The sequence below is a fragment of the Demequina ureilytica genome (assembly GCF_048553575.1).
GTDB lineage: Bacteria > Actinomycetota > Actinomycetes > Actinomycetales > Demequinaceae > Demequina.
The window spans coordinates 457,837-473,951 of sequence record NZ_JBLZIE010000003.1 but is presented as its reverse complement, the minus strand read 5'-3'; the positions used below and the strand labels follow the sequence as shown (position 1 = coordinate 473,951).

14 protein-coding genes are annotated in these 16,115 nt (G+C 67.9%); 9 read left to right on the top strand and 5 right to left on the bottom strand.

What is annotated here, in order from left to right; translation table 11 throughout:
* The first annotated feature begins 47 nt into the window (after positions 1-47).
* From ACNI3K_RS11675 to ACNI3K_RS11665, 3 genes are read left to right on the top strand one after another with little or no spacing between them, the layout of a single operon-like run.
* The gene (locus ACNI3K_RS11675) at positions 48-770 is read left to right on the top strand and encodes a lysophospholipid acyltransferase family protein (protein ID WP_419392066.1); all 723 of its coding nucleotides are present in this window, start codon (positions 48-50) and stop codon (positions 768-770) included.
* A gap of 37 nt (positions 771-807) precedes the next feature.
* Positions 808-2,007, top strand: a complete 1,200-nt coding sequence (locus tag ACNI3K_RS11670; RefSeq protein WP_419392065.1) for a pyrophosphate--fructose-6-phosphate 1-phosphotransferase — start codon at positions 808-810, stop codon at positions 2,005-2,007.
* 4 nt (positions 2,008-2,011) lie between these two features.
* Entirely contained in the window at positions 2,012-3,358 is a 1,347-nt protein-coding gene (locus tag ACNI3K_RS11665) for a class II 3-deoxy-7-phosphoheptulonate synthase (protein ID WP_419392064.1), read from the top strand.
* A 28-nt stretch (positions 3,359-3,386) separates the two neighbouring features.
* Here ACNI3K_RS11665 and pknB read toward each other — a convergent pair whose 3' ends face one another.
* Complete coding sequence (gene pknB, locus ACNI3K_RS11660; protein ID WP_419392063.1) at positions 3,387-5,354, bottom strand: Stk1 family PASTA domain-containing Ser/Thr kinase; 1,968 nt, start codon at positions 5,352-5,354, stop codon at positions 3,387-3,389.
* A 60-nt stretch (positions 5,355-5,414) separates the two neighbouring features.
* Entirely contained in the window at positions 5,415-6,740 is a 1,326-nt protein-coding gene (locus tag ACNI3K_RS11655; protein WP_419392062.1) for a LysM peptidoglycan-binding domain-containing protein, read from the bottom strand.
* A 111-nt stretch (positions 6,741-6,851) separates the two neighbouring features.
* On the opposite strand from ACNI3K_RS11655, the gene ACNI3K_RS11650 reads away from it, so the two are divergent.
* Positions 6,852-7,205 (top strand): Rv2175c family DNA-binding protein, encoded by a 354-nt coding sequence (locus ACNI3K_RS11650; protein WP_419392061.1) that lies wholly within the window; start codon positions 6,852-6,854, stop codon positions 7,203-7,205.
* A 20-nt stretch (positions 7,206-7,225) separates the two neighbouring features.
* Here the strand turns inward: ACNI3K_RS11650 and ACNI3K_RS11645 are convergent, their stop codons facing one another.
* Positions 7,226-8,302 carry a polyprenyl synthetase family protein gene (locus ACNI3K_RS11645; RefSeq protein ID WP_419392060.1) on the bottom strand — a complete coding sequence of 359 codons (1,077 nt, stop codon included), beginning with the start codon at positions 8,300-8,302 and terminating at the stop codon, positions 7,226-7,228.
* Positions 8,303-8,410: 108 nt separating this feature from the next.
* Here ACNI3K_RS11645 and ACNI3K_RS11640 point away from each other — a divergent pair, with 108 nt between their 5' ends.
* Together ACNI3K_RS11640 and ACNI3K_RS11635 are read left to right on the top strand one after the other, a co-directional pair.
* A complete protein-coding gene (locus ACNI3K_RS11640; protein WP_419392059.1) occupies positions 8,411-9,460 on the top strand; it encodes a DUF4192 family protein in 1,050 nt (349 codons plus the stop codon).
* Positions 9,461-9,613: 153 nt separating this feature from the next.
* Positions 9,614-10,981 (top strand): RNA polymerase sigma factor, encoded by a 1,368-nt coding sequence (locus tag ACNI3K_RS11635; RefSeq protein ID WP_419392154.1) that lies wholly within the window; start codon positions 9,614-9,616, stop codon positions 10,979-10,981.
* Positions 10,982-11,005: 24 nt separating this feature from the next.
* Here ACNI3K_RS11635 and ACNI3K_RS11630 read toward each other — a convergent pair whose 3' ends face one another.
* Positions 11,006-11,995, bottom strand: a complete 990-nt coding sequence (locus ACNI3K_RS11630; protein ID WP_419392058.1) for an EamA family transporter — start codon at positions 11,993-11,995, stop codon at positions 11,006-11,008.
* An 86-nt stretch (positions 11,996-12,081) separates the two neighbouring features.
* On the opposite strand from ACNI3K_RS11630, the gene ACNI3K_RS11625 reads away from it, so the two are divergent.
* Entirely contained in the window at positions 12,082-12,426 is a 345-nt protein-coding gene (locus ACNI3K_RS11625; RefSeq protein WP_419392057.1) for a hypothetical protein, read from the top strand.
* Position 12,427: 1 nt separating this feature from the next.
* Positions 12,428-12,898 (top strand): GNAT family N-acetyltransferase, encoded by a 471-nt coding sequence (locus ACNI3K_RS11620; protein ID WP_419392056.1) that lies wholly within the window; start codon positions 12,428-12,430, stop codon positions 12,896-12,898.
* Here ACNI3K_RS11620 and ACNI3K_RS11615 read toward each other — a convergent pair.
* Entirely contained in the window at positions 12,895-13,743 is an 849-nt protein-coding gene (locus tag ACNI3K_RS11615) for a TspO-related membrane protein (RefSeq protein ID WP_419392055.1), read from the bottom strand. The genes ACNI3K_RS11620 and ACNI3K_RS11615 overlap by 4 nt on opposite strands.
* A gap of 146 nt (positions 13,744-13,889) precedes the next feature.
* On the opposite strand from ACNI3K_RS11615, the gene ACNI3K_RS11610 reads away from it, so the two are divergent.
* Positions 13,890-15,989 carry a DNA gyrase/topoisomerase IV subunit B gene (locus ACNI3K_RS11610; protein WP_419392054.1) on the top strand — a complete coding sequence of 700 codons (2,100 nt, stop codon included), beginning with the start codon at positions 13,890-13,892 and terminating at the stop codon, positions 15,987-15,989.
* Positions 15,990-16,115 lie beyond the last annotated feature (126 nt).

Genomic DNA, 16,115 nt, shown 5'->3' with positions numbered 1-16,115 from the left:
CATCCGTCCAGGACCGTTCGAGAACAGGAAGTCGAGACCATTTGCCGATGAGCGCCTACTACACCCTGTTCAGGCACGTGTTGCTTGGCCCGCCCCTCAAGAGCTACTACCAGCCATGGGTTGAAGGAGTGGAGAACGTTCCCGAGTCGGGCGGCGCGATCCTCGCCTCGAACCACCTCGCGGTCTCGGATTCGTTCTTCCTTCCTCTCGTGATCAACCGCAAGATCGCCTTCCTCGGCAAGTCGGAGTACTTCACCGGCAAGGGCCTCAAGGGCTATGTCACGCGCTCGTTCATGGAAGGCGTCGGCACCATCCCCGTGCATCGCGGGGGCGGACGCGCATCGGAGGCAGCGCTGCGCACCGGTCTGGAATGGTTGCACTCGGGCGAGCTGCTCGGCATCTATCCGGAAGGCACTCGCAGCCCCGACGGGCGCCTCTACCGGGGTAAGACAGGCGTCGCTCGCATGGCGATCGAAGCGGGCGTGCCGATCATCCCCCTGGCGATGATCGGGACGGACCTCGCACAGCCTCTTGGTCAGAAGGTGCCGAGCCGCACCGACATCGGAGTGCGCATCGGCGAACCCATGAGACTGGATGCCTACGCGGGCCGTCAGGATGACAGGGAAGTGCTGCGAGAGCTCACTGACAGCGTGATGACTGCCATCCAGGCCCTGTCCGGCCAGGAGTACGCGGACCGCGATGCGGCCCGCTACAAGTTGGAGCTCGAGCGCGCGGAGAACACGCCCGATGCCTCTGAAGAGTCCCCCTAGAATGGACGGGACTCCAACCCACCACGAAAGGTTCACCATGTCGGTCCGCCGTGTCGCCCTCCTCACCGCGGGCGGTTTTGCTCCGTGCTTGTCCTCCGCAGTGGGCGGTCTGATTGAGCGCTACACCGAGATCGCTCCGGAGATCGAGATCATCGCGTACGAGCACGGCTACTGGGGTCTGCTCCAGGGCAAGTTCACGACGGTGAGCGACGACGTGCGCGCCAAGGCCGGCACGCTGCACGAGTTCGGCGGGTCGCCCATCGGCAACTCTCGCGTCAAGCTCACCAATGCCGAGGACTGCGTCAAGCGCGGGCTCGTCCAGGAGGGTCAGAACCCCCTCGAGGTGGCGGCCGAGCAGCTCAAGACCGACGGCGTCGACGTGTTGCACACCATCGGCGGCGATGACACGAACACCACCGCGGCCGACCTCGCCGCGTACCTGCACGACAACGGCTACGACCTGACCGTCGTGGGCCTTCCCAAGACCATCGACAACGACGTCGTGCCGATCCGCCAGTCGCTCGGCGCGTGGAGCGCCGCAGAGCAGGCGAGCGTGTTCGCCCAGAACGTCATCGGCGAGCACCGCTCCGGACCGCGCATGCTGATCGTCCACGAGGTCATGGGACGCGCGTGCGGGTGGCTCACCGCCGCATCGGCACTCAAGTACCGCCAGTGGCTCGACGGCCTCGACTTCGTCCCCGAGATCGGCCTGTCGCGGGAGCGGTGGGACATCCACGGCCTCTACCTCCCCGAGCAGCAGATCGACCTCGACGCCGAGGCGACGCGCCTCAAGGCGGTGATGGACGAGATCGGCAACGTCAACATTTTCCTCTCGGAGGGTGCGGGCGTGCCCGAGATCATCAAGCAGATCGAGGCCTCGGGCGGCGAGGTGGCCCGTGACCCGTTCGGACACGTGCGCATCGACGAGATCAACCCGGGCCAGTGGTTCGCGAAGCAGTTCGCCGAGCGCATCGGCGCCGAGAAGGTCATGGTGCAGAAGTCGGGCTACTTCTCGCGCTCGGCCAAGGCCAACCCTGAGGATCTGCGGCTGATCAAGTCCATGACCGATTACGGAGTCGAATGCGCGCTGCGCGGCGAGTCCGGTGTGATCGGCCACGACGAGGAGGACGGCGACCGCCTGAAGGCGATCAAGTTCCCGCGCATCGCCGGCCACAAGGCGTTCGATGTCACGACCCCGTGGTACACCCGTACGCTGAGTGAGATCGGCCAGGCCTGACGCGATGACTGAGGCAGCCCTCGTGGCCGCCGGCGCCGACTCGTACCTGCAGTTCGAGGCGAAGCAGCAGCCGGCATGGCCCGACCAAGAAGCGCTTGCGCGCACCACCGAACGGCTCAGGCAGGTTCCGCCGCTGGTCTTTGCCGGCGAGGCCGACGTGCTGCGCGATCACCTCGCGGCGGCCGGACGGGGCGAGGCATTCGTCCTGCAAGGCGGCGACTGCGCGGAGATCTTCGCGGAGGCCACGGCAGACCGCATCCGCAACAAGATTAAGACCATCCTGCAGATGGCGGTCATCCTGACGTATGGCGCGTCGACGCCTGTCGTGAAGATCGGCCGCATGGCGGGCCAGTACGCGAAGCCTCGCTCGGCGGGCACCGAGACCCGCGACGGGGTGACGCTGCCCACCTACCGCGGAGACATCGTCAACTCGTCCGCGTTCACCGAGGAGGCGCGGACTCCGAACCCCGAGCGCTTGATGGATGCGTACCACGTGTCCGCCTCGACTCTGAACCTCATCAGGGCTTTCACTCACGGCGGCTTCGCCGACCTGCGCCGCGTCCATGCGTGGAACAAGGGCTTCGCCGCCAACCCCGCCTACGCGAGGTATGACCAGATGGCGGCGCAGATCGACCGCGCCGTGAGGTTCATGGGCGCCGCCGGGGGAGACTTCGACGCGCTCAAGACCGTGGACCTGTTCTCGAGCCACGAGGCCCTGCTGCTCGACTACGAGCGCGCACTGACTCGCATCGACTCCCGTTCGGGACTGCCGTACGACTGCTCGGCGCACTTCTTGTGGATCGGGGAGCGGACACGTGAGCTCGACGGCGCGCATGTGGAGTTCATGTCGCGGGTGCACAACCCCATCGGCGTGAAGTTGGGACCGACGGCGACAGCTGCCGATGCAGTGGCGCTGGCAGAGCGGCTGAACCCCGACAACGTTCCGGGCAGGCTGACCTTCGTCGCGCGCATGGGCGCGGACAAGGTGCGCGATGCCCTGCCGCCCATCGTCGAGGGAGTGCGAGACGCGGGCGTGGCAGTGACCTGGCTCACGGATCCGATGCACGGCAACACCTTCACGTCCGAGTCCGGCTACAAGACCCGTCGCTTCGGCACGATCCTCGATGAGGTCACCGGGTTCTTCGAGGTCCACCGTGCTGCGGGCACTATTCCCGGCGGGATGCACGTCGAGCTGACCGGTGACGACGTCACGGAGGTCATGGGCGGCACGGAGGACATCGACGACGAGGGTCTGGCACGGCGCTACGAGACGAAGGTCGATCCGCGGCTCAACCACCAGCAGTCGCTCGAGCTGGCGTTCCAGGTGTCGGAGCTGCTCAGCGAGCGATGACGGAGGGCCGGCTGCGCGGGATCGCGCGTCAGCTGTCGTAGATCAGTGTGACCGTGGAGCCGACCTCGAGCTGAGTGCCGGGTTCCGGGCGCTGGTTCACGACGAACTCTGGAGTCGTCCATGGCCAGATGTTGTCGGCCTCGAGGTTGACCTCGAGGCCCAGCTCCTCAAGGTCGGCGGTGGCCCGGTCGACTGTGTCGTATGTGAAGTCCGGGATCTCGACGAGCGGTGGTCCGTCCGACACCCCGATGGTGATCGGCTGGGTGCGCACGCCCTCGGCACCGGGCTCCGGGTCCTGGCGGAACACCTCACCCTCGGGGGCGTCCAAGGTGCGTTCGCGCTCCACGGTGACGTCGAGAGCGTGCTCTTCGAGCGCGGCCAACGCCTCGCTCTCGGTGCTGCCGATGACCTCAGGGATGGTGATGGGCGCGGGTCCGTCTGACAACTCGAGAATGACCTCGGTGTCGTGACGCACCGTCTCACCCTGCGCAGGCGTCGACGACATGACCTCGCCCTCGGGCACGGTGTCGGAGTGCGTGAAGGTGGGGTCGCCGACAGGGAAGCCCGCGTCTCCTAGCGCCGCGAGGGCGTCGCTCTCGGAGAGCCCGACGACCTCGGGAATGGTCTCTTGACGTGCCCCCTGCGAGACGAGCAACGTCACGTCGGAGCCGTTGAGCGCGCGAGCCTGCGCGCTTGGCTCGGTGCCGATCGCGATGCCATCGGCGATGACGTCGTTGTACTCGAGCTCCGGAGAGACCACGAACCCAAGAGCCTCAAGAGAGGATGTCGCATCGGCCGCCGTCTGTCCTTCGACGGACGGAACGGTCGTGTAGGCGCCCGGACCGATCGAGCTGTACCACCAGAGCCCCAAGCCACCGAGAACCACGAGGGTCGCAAGCACAGCACCGATCCACCATCCGGTGCGTCGGCTGCGGGGCTCGGGCTCGATCGCCTCGGGGTCGTCGTCGAGGATCTCCGCGTCCGCGCGGCCGGCGACGAGCGCCGCAGATCCGCCCAGGCCGATGGGGAGTGCGATCGTCGAACCCGACGGGGCGTCGGACAGGACGGTGGTGGCACCGTCCTCGTGCGCGATCGGCACCGAGCCGGACGGGGGGTCGGCCTTGCGGTCCAGAGTGGGGTCGTCGATGAGCGAGCGGGCGTGGCGCACGAGCGCAAGTGCCGCTGCCGCATCGGCCGGGCGTCCCTCGGGGTCCCGTGCCGTCATCGACGCGACGATCTCGTCGAACTCCACCGGCAGCCAAGGCACTGCGGCCGAGGGTGCAGGCATGTCCTCGTGAACATGACGGGAAGCGACGGCGAACGCCGTCTCGGCCGTGAAGGGCTGGCGGCCGGTCACCATCTCGTAGAGCAGGATGCCGCATGCGTACACGTCCGCCCGGGCATCGGCATCTCCGCTGGCGACGAGCTCCGGAGCAAGGTACGCGACGGTGCCCAGGAGCATTCCGGTGGAGGTACTGGTGACCTCTGTCACGGCACGTGCGAGTCCGAAGTCGGCGAGCTTGGGGCGACCCGAGTCGTCGAGCAGCACGTTCTCGGGCTTGACGTCGCGGTGCACGAGCCCTTGACGGTGCGCGGCTGAGAGCGCGTCGAGCACCGCATCGGTGATCGCCAGAGCTTCGCCGACGGACAGCGTTCCCTCTTGAGAGACCCGTTCGCGGAGGTTCTCGCCCGCGACGTACTCCATGGTGAGATACGACAGGTCGCCATCGACGCCCTGATCGTAGACGCGCACCATGCCCGGGTGAGTGAGGCGTGCAGCAGACTTGGCCTCGCGGCGGAAGCGCGACACGAAGTCGGCCTCGCTCGCGTCCGCGGCGAGGTGCTGGTGCATGATCTTCAGCGCCACGTCGCGCTCAAGCCGCTTGTCGAATGCGACGTACACCGTGGCCATGCCCCCCGCTGCGACCCTCTCGCGCACCTCATAGCGGCCGTCGATCAGACGGCCGATAAGGGGATCTGTCAAGGTCTCGGACACGGGTTCATTGTATGCGGGTCGAGCGCCGCTGGCGGCGGTGCGTCAGCGGTGTGCCGCGGGTCAGGAGAAGCGACCTGTGAGGGCGAGCACGCTGGCGACATAGCGCTTGGTGTCGGCGTACATTCCGTACTTTCGCACGCCGGTCTCGCCCTGGTAGTAACCCGCGATCGCGGTCTCGAGCTCGCGTCCGTCTCGCTGCAGGTGTCGGAGCACGGCCACGCCTGCGGTCACATTGTCCTGGGGATTCAACAGGTCGAGGTCCCGGCCCACGAGGTCGGAGGCCCACTCGCCGGTGCTGGGAATGACCTGCATGGCGCCGACCGCGTTGGCGGGGGAGACGGCACGCATGTTGAAACCCGACTCCTGGTATGCGACGGCCTGGGCGAGAGCGGGATCGACGCCCATGGACCGGGCCGTGTCCGCGATCATCTGCTGCATCTGCGCACGAGAAGGAACGTCGGTCGCGTTCAGGGTTGCCTTGTTCTGGTTGGCAGCGCCCACGACGCCCGCGGAGTAGGTACGCCCCAGGAAGGTGTCGCCGACCAGTCCGGAAGGGACGCCGCCTGGGATCGTGAGTTGCTGGCCGGTGCGGATGACGGAGGGGTTCTTGATGGCGTTGGCCGAGACGATCGCGCTCACGGTCACACCGAAGCGGTCGGCGATGCGCGCGAGCGTGTCACCGGATGCGACCGTGTGCTGCTGTGTGGCACCGCCGAACTCGGCCAAGTTCGTGTCGGTGGCCACCGCGGTGGAGGCCGGGGTGTCGCCCACGGCGGTGGCGCCGGGGATGGTCAGTGTCTGCCCCTCGCGAATGATCGCGCGGGAGTCGAGGTCGTTCGCTCGCACGATGTCGGAGACGGATGTACCGAATTTCCTGGCGAGGCCCCAGACGGTGTCGCCCTCGGCGACAGTGTGGCGGACTCCGTCCGACGGTGTGGAGGTGTTGGCCGCGGGGGTGGCAGTGGAACCGCCGGGGACTATGAGGGACTGGCCCTCACGGATGATCGCGCGCGAGTCCAGGCCGTTCGCATCGATGAGCGCGGACACGGTGGTTCCGTAGCGGCGAGCGAGGTCCCACACGGTGTCGCCAGCGGCGACAGTGTGAGTGCCCGATGCGGCAGTTGCGCTCCCGCTCCCTCCGGTAGGGATGGTGAGGCTCTGACCGATCACGATCAGCGCACGCGCGCCGAGGTCGTTGGCGTCGATGATCGAGCGCGCGGAGGTCCCGTACCGGACGGCCAGCGCGCTGACAGTGTCGCCGTCGGTGACGCGGTGGCGCTCGTCTGCGGCTGCGGGGAGAGCGCCGAAAGCAGTCGCGGCGATCGCCGTGGCGGCCACGAACGCGGCGGTCCGGGTGCGGCGGACGGTGGAAGTCGAGGGGGCCACGGGGTTCTCCTAGGTGAGGCAGATGGTACTGATGTGACAATTGTGACTGATGTGACTGTAGCCCCGGCCGGGTGGATACGCAACAGTCCAAACCTTCGTATCCTTGGTGTCGTGACAGACACTGATGGATGGCTTCCAGTCCCCGACTTTGCGGACAGGCTCGGCATCACTGCCGGACGCGTGCGTGAGCTGCTGCGCGAGCGTGCGATTGTCGCGACGCGACGCGGCGACTCGCAGGCGTGGCACCTACCCGAAGGCTTCATCGATGACGCAGCGCCGGAGGGTCCGCGGATCCTCCCCACGCTGCGCGGCACCATCACGGTGCTGGCCGACGGTGGCATGTCCGATGACGAGATTCTCGAATGGCTCCTCGAACACTCCGAGGAGCTCGGCGCCACGCCGCTCGAGGCCATGCGGGAAGGCCGCCGCGCCCCGGTCCGGAGAGCCGCTCAAGCACAGCTCTAAGTTTCGGGTGTCCCGGCGGCTCAGGCTTCCCGGTCGACGGCCCGGGTGATGAGCGACTCCAGCGCGGCCGCGCCGTCGCGGGTCAGGCTTTGCCTCGCAAGCGAGTCGCGAGCGTCACCGGCGGCTCGAGCGATCTCCCCCTCGGACCACGAGATCGCATCGGTCTCGCGGACTGTTCTGAGAACCCGGGCGATGGCGTCTTCAGGGGCGTCGCGCACGCCCAGCGCATCGCCAATGACCATGCGGCCGGCACGGTCCGTGCTCTTCCACGCTCGCCACATCACCAGCGTGCGCTTGCCTTCACGAATGTCGTCACCCGATGGCTTGCCCGTCGCGGCTGGCGAACCGATCAGCCCCAGCAGATCGTCTCGCAGCTGGAACGCATGCCCGAGGGAGCGTCCTGCGCTCCGCATCGCCTCGATCGACGCCGCGTCTGCCCCGGCGATCGCGGCACCCAAGGCGAGCGGGAACTCGGCGGTGTATGACGCGGTCTTGGTGCGCATCACCGCCCGGATCTCGTGCTCCTGATCGCCGAGGGTCGTGATCGGAGCCGCTGCGGCGCGCAGGTCGGCGTACTGCCCGAGTGTCACGATGTCTGCCATGTCCAAGAACAGCGTCGAGACGGTCCGGGCAGTGACGGGGGGAAGGCGGATGACCGCGTCGCCGAGAGCGCGCTGACAGCACATGAGCGTGAGGTCACCGGCGAGCACCGCGCCGGACTCGCCGAAGTCGGAGGAGTCGCCGTGCCAGCCGTGCTCGCGGTGGAGGGCCTCGACGCGACGATGCGTGGCGGGCTTGCCGCGGCGTGTGTCCGAGCCGTCGAGCACGTCATCGTGCACCAAGGCGGCCGTCTGGAACAGCTCGAGCGCCGCAGCGACGCTCGTCGCGGCTTGGTTGTCGGCGCCGCCGTGTGCGGAGTGCGACGCAAGCAGCAGCAGCGCACGCAGGCGCTTGCCGCCCGTAGACACGTCCCGTAGGGGTCCGAGCAACTCGTCCGAGATCGGGCCGAGGACCGCTCCCGCATGAGCTTGAGCCTCGAGTGCGTGCGCGATCGCAACGTCCGTCTCCGAGGCCCATCTGGCGAGCTGGTCAGTCACCCGGTCAGCCTAGGCGCTCGCGTCCACAGCGTTGCGCGCCCCGCGGGCCTCCACAGTTCACGCCTCCCGCGAGTGCGGCGAGCGCGGTGCCCCGGTGAGCATTCCTCCATGCACACACGACACCTGACCGGACCGGGCGAGCTGATCGCCGCCATCCCGCTGATGCTGGGGTACGTGCCCCGCGAGTCGGTGGTCGCGATCGGACTCGATGGCAGGGGCGAGGTGGTCGTGGCGCTCCGTGTCGACCGTCGTGACGCCGCGGTGGCGGAATCCGCGTCGTCACTCGGACGAGCGATCGCCGCGAGGCTGCGCGCCGTCGCCGCGCGGCGCGCGTTCCTCGTGGCCTTCACCCACGACGACGTCTCGCTGGCATGCCCAGTGGTGGACGCGCTCCGACCAGAGATCGACCGAGCGGTCGAACGGGTCGACGTCTGGGCCTGTGACGGTGATCGCTACCTGAGCCCCGGATGCGCGGATCGCGAATGCTGTCCGTTGGGGGGTCATGCGGTGCCGTGGGGCACCTCTGGTCCGACGGCCTCGATGACCGCGAGCGCTGTCGCGCACGCCGCGCCGGACGACCAGGAGGACCCCGCGTCCGCACCGCGCAGGCGCAGCGCCGCGCGAGCGGCGGATCGCTGGTGGGAGCGCCGCGGGGACGATCCCCAGGCGTGGCGCTACGACGCATGGCAACAATGCCGCGACTCCTTTCCGTTGAACGCGAGTGCTCCCGCGATCGGCAGGGCGATCGCGAGCGTTCAGGACGTCAAGGTGAGGGACGCGCTGATTGTCGAGTGGCTCGGCGGCTCGTCGTGCGCGGTCCTCGACACTCTGTACGGCCGTGAGTCCGCAGCGGTGGCTGACGTGCTGGACGGAGCGATGCGCGACCCCGACACCGATCCACCGGACATCGCATCGGTACTGGCGTCCCTTCGATGGTGCCGGCGCCTGCTCGCGCACGCACGCCGCCGGCAGCAGGCGCCGGTGTTGGCGCTGAGCGCTGTGCTGCTGTGGTGGAGCGGTGATCTTGCGGCCGCGCAGGGAGCCGCCCTGGCCGCACTGAGGACGGACGGGTCGTACTCGCTGGCGCGGCTCGTGCACGATGTGGCAGACGCAGGCCTCGCGCCCGCGTGGATGGAGAGAGGGGAACGAAACCCTTGACAATGTCGTTATACTTTAATGGATTTGCGCGAGGCGGAAGGGGCCTCCAAGTTCCCTATTCCACGTTGAGAGGTTCTCAGTGCTCAACACCTCATCCGAGCGCTGTGAGCTCTTGGACGACACCGCGCATATTCCACCACGTTCGGCGGACGCATTGCGCGTTCGCACCCACGAGGACACCACGACCTCGCCCGCGTCCGCCACCAGGCGGCCGATATGAAGGAGAAGGCCACGACTACCGCAGCCGCATCCAGCGCCCGCAAGACCTCAGCCGCGAAGAAGGCCTCGTCGTCGACGACCGCCGAGTCCGCCCCAGAACAGGACGAGGCCACCGACACCGCTCGCAAGCCCGCCGCGAAGAAGGCACCCGCCAAGCGACCCGCCGCCACGAAGGCGCGCACTACGAAGGCCGCGGAGTCGGCTGCGACCAAGGCGAGGCGGGCAGCGGCCTCAACGAAGGACGAGCCCACGAACGACGCTGACCAGGACGAGGCGAACGAGAAGGACGCCAAGGACGAGCCGGCGGTGGTCGTGGAAGAGGACGAGAAGACGGGTTACGTCCTCGGCAACACCGAGGACGACGCTCCCGTGCAGCAGGTGATGACCGCGGGTGCCACCGCGGACCCGGTCAAGGACTACCTCAAGCAGATCGGCAAGGTGGCCCTGCTGAACGCCGAGCAGGAGGTCGATCTCGCCAAGCGGATCGAGGCCGGACTGTTCGCCGAGGAGAAGATCGCCGCAGGCGAGAAGCTCCCCGCAGCGATGCGACGCGAGCTCGAGTGGATCGCCAACGACGGGCGTCACGCCAAGAATCACCTCTTGGAGGCCAACCTCCGGCTCGTGGTCTCGCTCGCCAAGCGCTACACGGGACGCGGCATGCTGTTCCTGGACCTCATCCAGGAGGGAAACCTCGGCCTGATCCGTGCGGTCGAGAAGTTCGACTACACCAAGGGCTACAAGTTCTCGACGTACGCCACGTGGTGGATTCGCCAGGCGATCACCCGAGCGATGGCCGACCAGGCACGCACCATCCGCATCCCGGTGCACATGGTCGAGGTCATCAACAAGCTGGCGCGCGTCCAGCGTCAGATGCTCCAGGACCTGGGCCGAGAGCCCACCCCCGAGGAGCTCGCCCGTGAGCTCGACATGACGCCCGAGAAGGTCGTCGAGGTGCAGAAGTACGGCCGCGAGCCCATCTCGCTGCACACCCCGCTCGGCGAGGACGGCGACAGCGAGTTCGGTGATCTCATCGAGGACTCAGAGGCAGTGGTGCCGGCGGACGCCGTGGGCTTCACCCTCCTGCAGGAGGAGCTCACCAAGGTCATGGACACGCTCAGCGAGCGCGAGGCCGGCGTGGTTGGCATGCGGTTCGGGCTCACCGACGGTCAGCCCAAGACGCTTGACGAGATCGGGCGGGTGTTCGGGGTCACCCGCGAGCGCATCCGTCAGATCGAGTCGAAGACGATGTCCAAGCTGCGCCACCCGTCGCGCTCCCAGGTGCTGCGCGACTACTTGGATTAACAGCGCCTGGACTGACTCACACCCTCAGGGTGCCTCTGGAGGCACGCCCGCCCCGAAGCCATCGGGAGCTGGCGTGCCTTCTTTGCGTTCGCGCGCCGTCTGCGCCACGACAATTCCCACCAGCACGATGCCCGCCCCGAACAGCTGTCCAGCGCTGAGCGTCTCTCCCAGCCACAACCAGGCGACCGCGAACGCGAACAGCACCTCAGAGGAGGCCAGGATCCCCGACGCGGTCGCGCTGATGTGGCGTAGCGAGATGAAGATCAAGGTGAAGGGCGCGAAGCCGCCGAGCACCACGATGAGCGCGAGCGGGATCCACATGGGTGCCGCGAAGGCGTCGAGGCTCCCGCCGAAGGACACGGGCCGGACGAGAGCGCTCGGCGGCGTCTCCCACCAGCGGGAGAGCAGCAGCCAGAACACCGTCGCGAAGGTGGCGGCCCAGAACGCCACCGCCATGGGCGGGCGGCCGGCAACCGATCTCTCGCCCACCAGGAAGTAGAACGCGTAGGCGACGGCGGCTCCGAGGCCCGCGAGCACGCCGACCCCAGACAGCGGCGAATCCCATACCTGAGCGACCACCGCGAGGCCCACCAGGACCGCAACGATCGCGCCCCACAGCCGCGGGTGCACCCGTTCCTTGAACAGGCCCCACGCAACCAGTGCGATGAGCACGACGGCCGTGTATTCGAACAGCAGCGCGACACCGACGGGCAACAGCGAGATGGCGACGGAGTACAGCCACTGCACCATTGCGAGGCCACCGATTCCCAGGGCGGCGAACCATGCGAGGTCGCGGCGCGGAAGTCGGAACTGGGACCGGTCCGTGGCGAGTAGCACCCCTCCGGCGATGACCGCCGTGCCGAGCACGCGGAAGAAGGTCAGCTGCTCGGGCGTGATCCCTGCTTGCATCACGACCTTCGACATCGACCCGTTGAAGCCGAACAGGAAAGCGCCGGTGAGGACGGCCGCCGCCCCGACCGAGGTGGACCGACGGTGCGCAGGGGGAGGGCTCACGGGCCTCATGCTACGCGGGCGTTTCGCGACGCCCGGCGAGCCCGGCGCGATAGCATCGGGGCGTCGTCACGAAAGGCTAAGAAACCATGAACGCGCTTCGCTACGCCCTGTTGATCCTGCATTTCGTCGGATTGGCAGCGATTCTGGGGCCGTTCTTGGATCAATGGCGCGCCCAGTCCAAGCGCATCACCACGGTGATGGTGTGGGGGGCGCGGGCCCAGATCGTCACGGGACTTGCGCTTGCCGGCGTCGCCTACGCAGGCGAGGACGCGCCTGATCACGTCAAACTCGCCTTCAAGCTGATCGTCGCCCTGGCGGTGGCGGGCATTGTCGAGGTCGGTGCCAGGCGCAGCGAGCACGTGGGCCGGTTCTGGGCACTCGCCGGCTTGCTCACGCTCGTGAACATCGCCATCGCCGTGATCTGGCGCTGAGGTGACCGCCGTCCGGCTCGCAACCTCGGCGGATGCCGCCGAGATCGTCCACCTCGGTGCGCTCATGTATAAGGCCGTGGGAGCCAAGCCGACCCCGATGTGGGCGGTGGACGCGACGCGGGTGGTGCGCGCCCGGCTTGGCCGGGACCTCATCGGCATGGTGATCGATGCTCCGGAGGGAGGCCTGGCGTGCTGTGGGCTGGTCAACATCGCGCCGCGGCTTCCCCGGCCAGGCGCTCTCGCGCACCACATGGGCTACGTCCAGTGGGTCTCCACCGCGCCGCAGCACCAGCGCAAGGGTTACGCCAGGCTGGTCATGGAGGCGCTTCTCCACGAGACCGACAAGCGCGGGATCGAGGTCGTGGAGCTGCACGCCAGCCCGATGGGCCGCGAACTGTACGACGATCTCGGATTCTTCGTCAAGGACGACAACATCGCGATGACGACGGTGCGCAACCGCCCCACCGACTAGGGTGCGATGCGGCCGTTGCCGGTGGGCCGCGGTGGCCGGTCACGCGAGAAGTCGAAGACCGCGAAGGGCGCGCAGAAGGCCACCACGGCGGCGAGCCCCGCAGCCCACATCACGGCCAGGCTCCCGGGCTCCCCGGCGGCACGGGCGGCCGCGATCCATGCCAGGCCCCACGCCATCGCGACCCCGGCGGCGACGACGAGTGCGGGGCGGCCGCGCATCTTCACCGCGAAGGTCACCGCGATGGCGGAGACAGCCACCAGCACCACGACGGCGAATGCGACGCCGTCGTCAGGAGCGGCACCGAGGGAATCGCGACCGGTCGCCGCGATGTTCGCCGCGGTGGCGATCGACACCCACCCGAGATAGAGGCCGACGGGCACATCGGTGGCCAGGCGGTCCAACCATGACGCGGGCGCGATGCGCAGCAGCGTCACGGCCACCCATGCCAGCACGGCAACGAGGGCAACGATGACGGCCACCGAGAGCCACAGCCAACCTGCCTGCACCGCGCCGATCCAGGCGGCATTGAGCACCATGGACGCGAGCACCGGCCATGCCACGGCCCTCAGGCGGTCGTCCGCTCCCCGGCCCGGCAGAGCCTGGTAGATCGCGAACAGCGCAAGGCCCGCATAGATGGCGCTCCAGATTCCGAAGGCACCCGATGCGGGAGCGAGCAGGGTCGCGTCCGCGTCCAGTGCGCCGTCGGCAGCCTCAGCGATGGGGGTTCCTCCGAACGCTCCCGCGCCCCAAGCCGCGGCGGCGATCGCCAACGCTGCTCCGAGCGCGACCGTGACCTGGCGGATTCGATCGGTCTGGGTGGGGGAGTCGTGCACGTGAGTCGTCATGGCGTCCTCCTTCCACTCAGTCAACCGCCGCATCGGGCCCAGGATTCCAAGGCGGCCGATGCGGCAGCCGACTTCGGGACGGGCGGCACCGCGGATGCGGCGCGCCCGCATCGGCGCGTCACTCGGGACGCCTATCCTTGGGTCCCGTGGCTGCATCAGACTATTCCGCACGACACCTGTCCGTCCTCGAGGGCCTCGAGGCGGTGCGCAAGCGACCCGGCATGTACATCGGCACGACCGATTCTCGTGGGCTCATGCACTGCCTGTGGGAGGTGATCGATAACTCGGTGGATGAGGCGCTCGGCGGTCACGGCGACACGATCGACATCATCCTCCACCCCGATGATTCCGTCGAGGTGCGAGACCACGGTCGCGGCATCCCCATCGACATTGAGCCCAAGACCGGTCTCACCGGCGTCGAGGTCGTGATGACCAAGCTGCACGCGGGGGGCAAGTTCGGCGGCGGCTCGTATGCGGCCTCGGGGGGCCTGCACGGTGTGGGCGCATCGGTGGTGAACGCGCTCAGCGAGCGGCTCGATGTGTGGGTCGATCGCGGCGGAGAGACCCATCACATGGCGTTCCGGCGCGGCGAGCCGGGGCAGTGGAACGACCCTGCTGCGGGTCCGAGCCCCGACTCCGACTTCGCGCCGTTCGTCACCGGCTCCAAGCTGGACACCATCGGCAAGGTCCCCAAGAACCGCACCGGGACACGCGTGCGCTACTGGGCGGACCGCCAGATCTTCAACAAGAGCGCTCGCTTCACGTTCGAAGACCTCATCGACCGGGCGCGCCAGACGGCCTTCCTCATTCCGGGGTTGACGCTCAAGGTGCGCGACGAGCGCAACCCTCTCGAGCACACGGAGGAGAGCTTCCGTTATGACGGGGGGCCCAAGGACTACGTCGACTTCATCGGTCACGACGTCGCTGTGACCGACACCTGGGAGCTCAAGGGCACGGGGACCTTCCGCGAGACGGTACCCGTGCTCAAGAACGACGGCACTCTCGTCTCAGAGGACATCGAGCGCGACTGTCTGGTGGACGTGGCGCTGCGGTGGGGAAACGGCTACGAGACCGAGGTGCGCTCGTTCGTCAACATCATCGCCACCCCTAAGGGTGGCACCCACCATGCAGGCTTCGAGGCGGGCCTGACCAAGGTGATGCGCAAGGTCATCGAGACCAACGCCCGCCGCCTCAAGCTCACGGGCAAGGACGGCGCCGAGCGGGTGGAGAAGGACGACATCATGGCGGGGCTGACCGCCATCGTCACCGTCCGGATACCCGAGCCGCAGTTCGAGGGCCAGACCAAGGAGGTGCTCGGCACGGGACCCGTGCGCGGCATCGTCTCCAAGGTGGTGGAGCAAGAGCTGATGGCCATTCTGACATCGGCCAAGCGCGACACCAAGGCTCAGACGAACACGGTGCTCGAGAAGATCGTCGCTGAGATGCGCGCGCGCATCGCCGCACGCAAGCAGAAGGAGATCTCGCGACGCAAGAACGCGCTGGAGACGTCCTCACTGCCGGCGAAGCTCGCCGACTGCCGGTCGAACGACATCGAGCAGTCGGAGTTGTTCATCGTCGAGGGCGACTCGGCGCTCGGCACCGCCAAGCTGGCGCGTCACTCGGACTTCCAGGCGCTGCTGCCGATCCGCGGGAAGATCCTCAACGTCCAGAAGGCATCCGTCACCGACATGCTCCACAACGCGGAGTGCGCGTCCATCATTCAGGTCCTCGGAGCCGGCTCGGGCCGCAGCTTCGACCTCGAGCAGGCGCGCTACGGCAAGATCATTCTGATGACTGACGCTGATGTCGACGGCGCCCACATCCGCACGTTGCTGCTGACGCTGTTCTTCCGCTACATGCGACCTCTCGTCGACGCAGGCCGTGTCTACGCTGCGGTGCCGCCGCTGCACCGCATCGAGGTGATGGGCTCCCCGCGCCGCGAGAAGGAGTACATCTACACGTACTCCGAGAAGGAGCTCAACGAGACGCTGCGCGATCTCAAGCGATCCGGTCGCCGGTTCAAGGACGAGATCCAGCGCTACAAGGGGCTGGGCGAGATGGACGCCGACCAACTTGCGGAGACGACCATGGATCCCGAGCACCGTACGCTGCGCCGCATCACCGCGGCCCACGCCGAGAACGCGGAGCGGGTCTTCGAGCTCCTCATGGGCAACGAGGTCGCTCCCCGACGTGACTTCATCGTCGCCGGTGCGGAGAACCTCGACACCGCGCGCATCGACATCTAGCAGATCCGACCAATCCGCCGCGGCCACCCGGGCGAACCTCGGGTGGAGAGTCCTTGCGGGGAGCGTCGACATGGACGTCGCCGTGGGCTTTCCGGGAGGGGCCGGCAGATCGCCGGTCCTCGACGG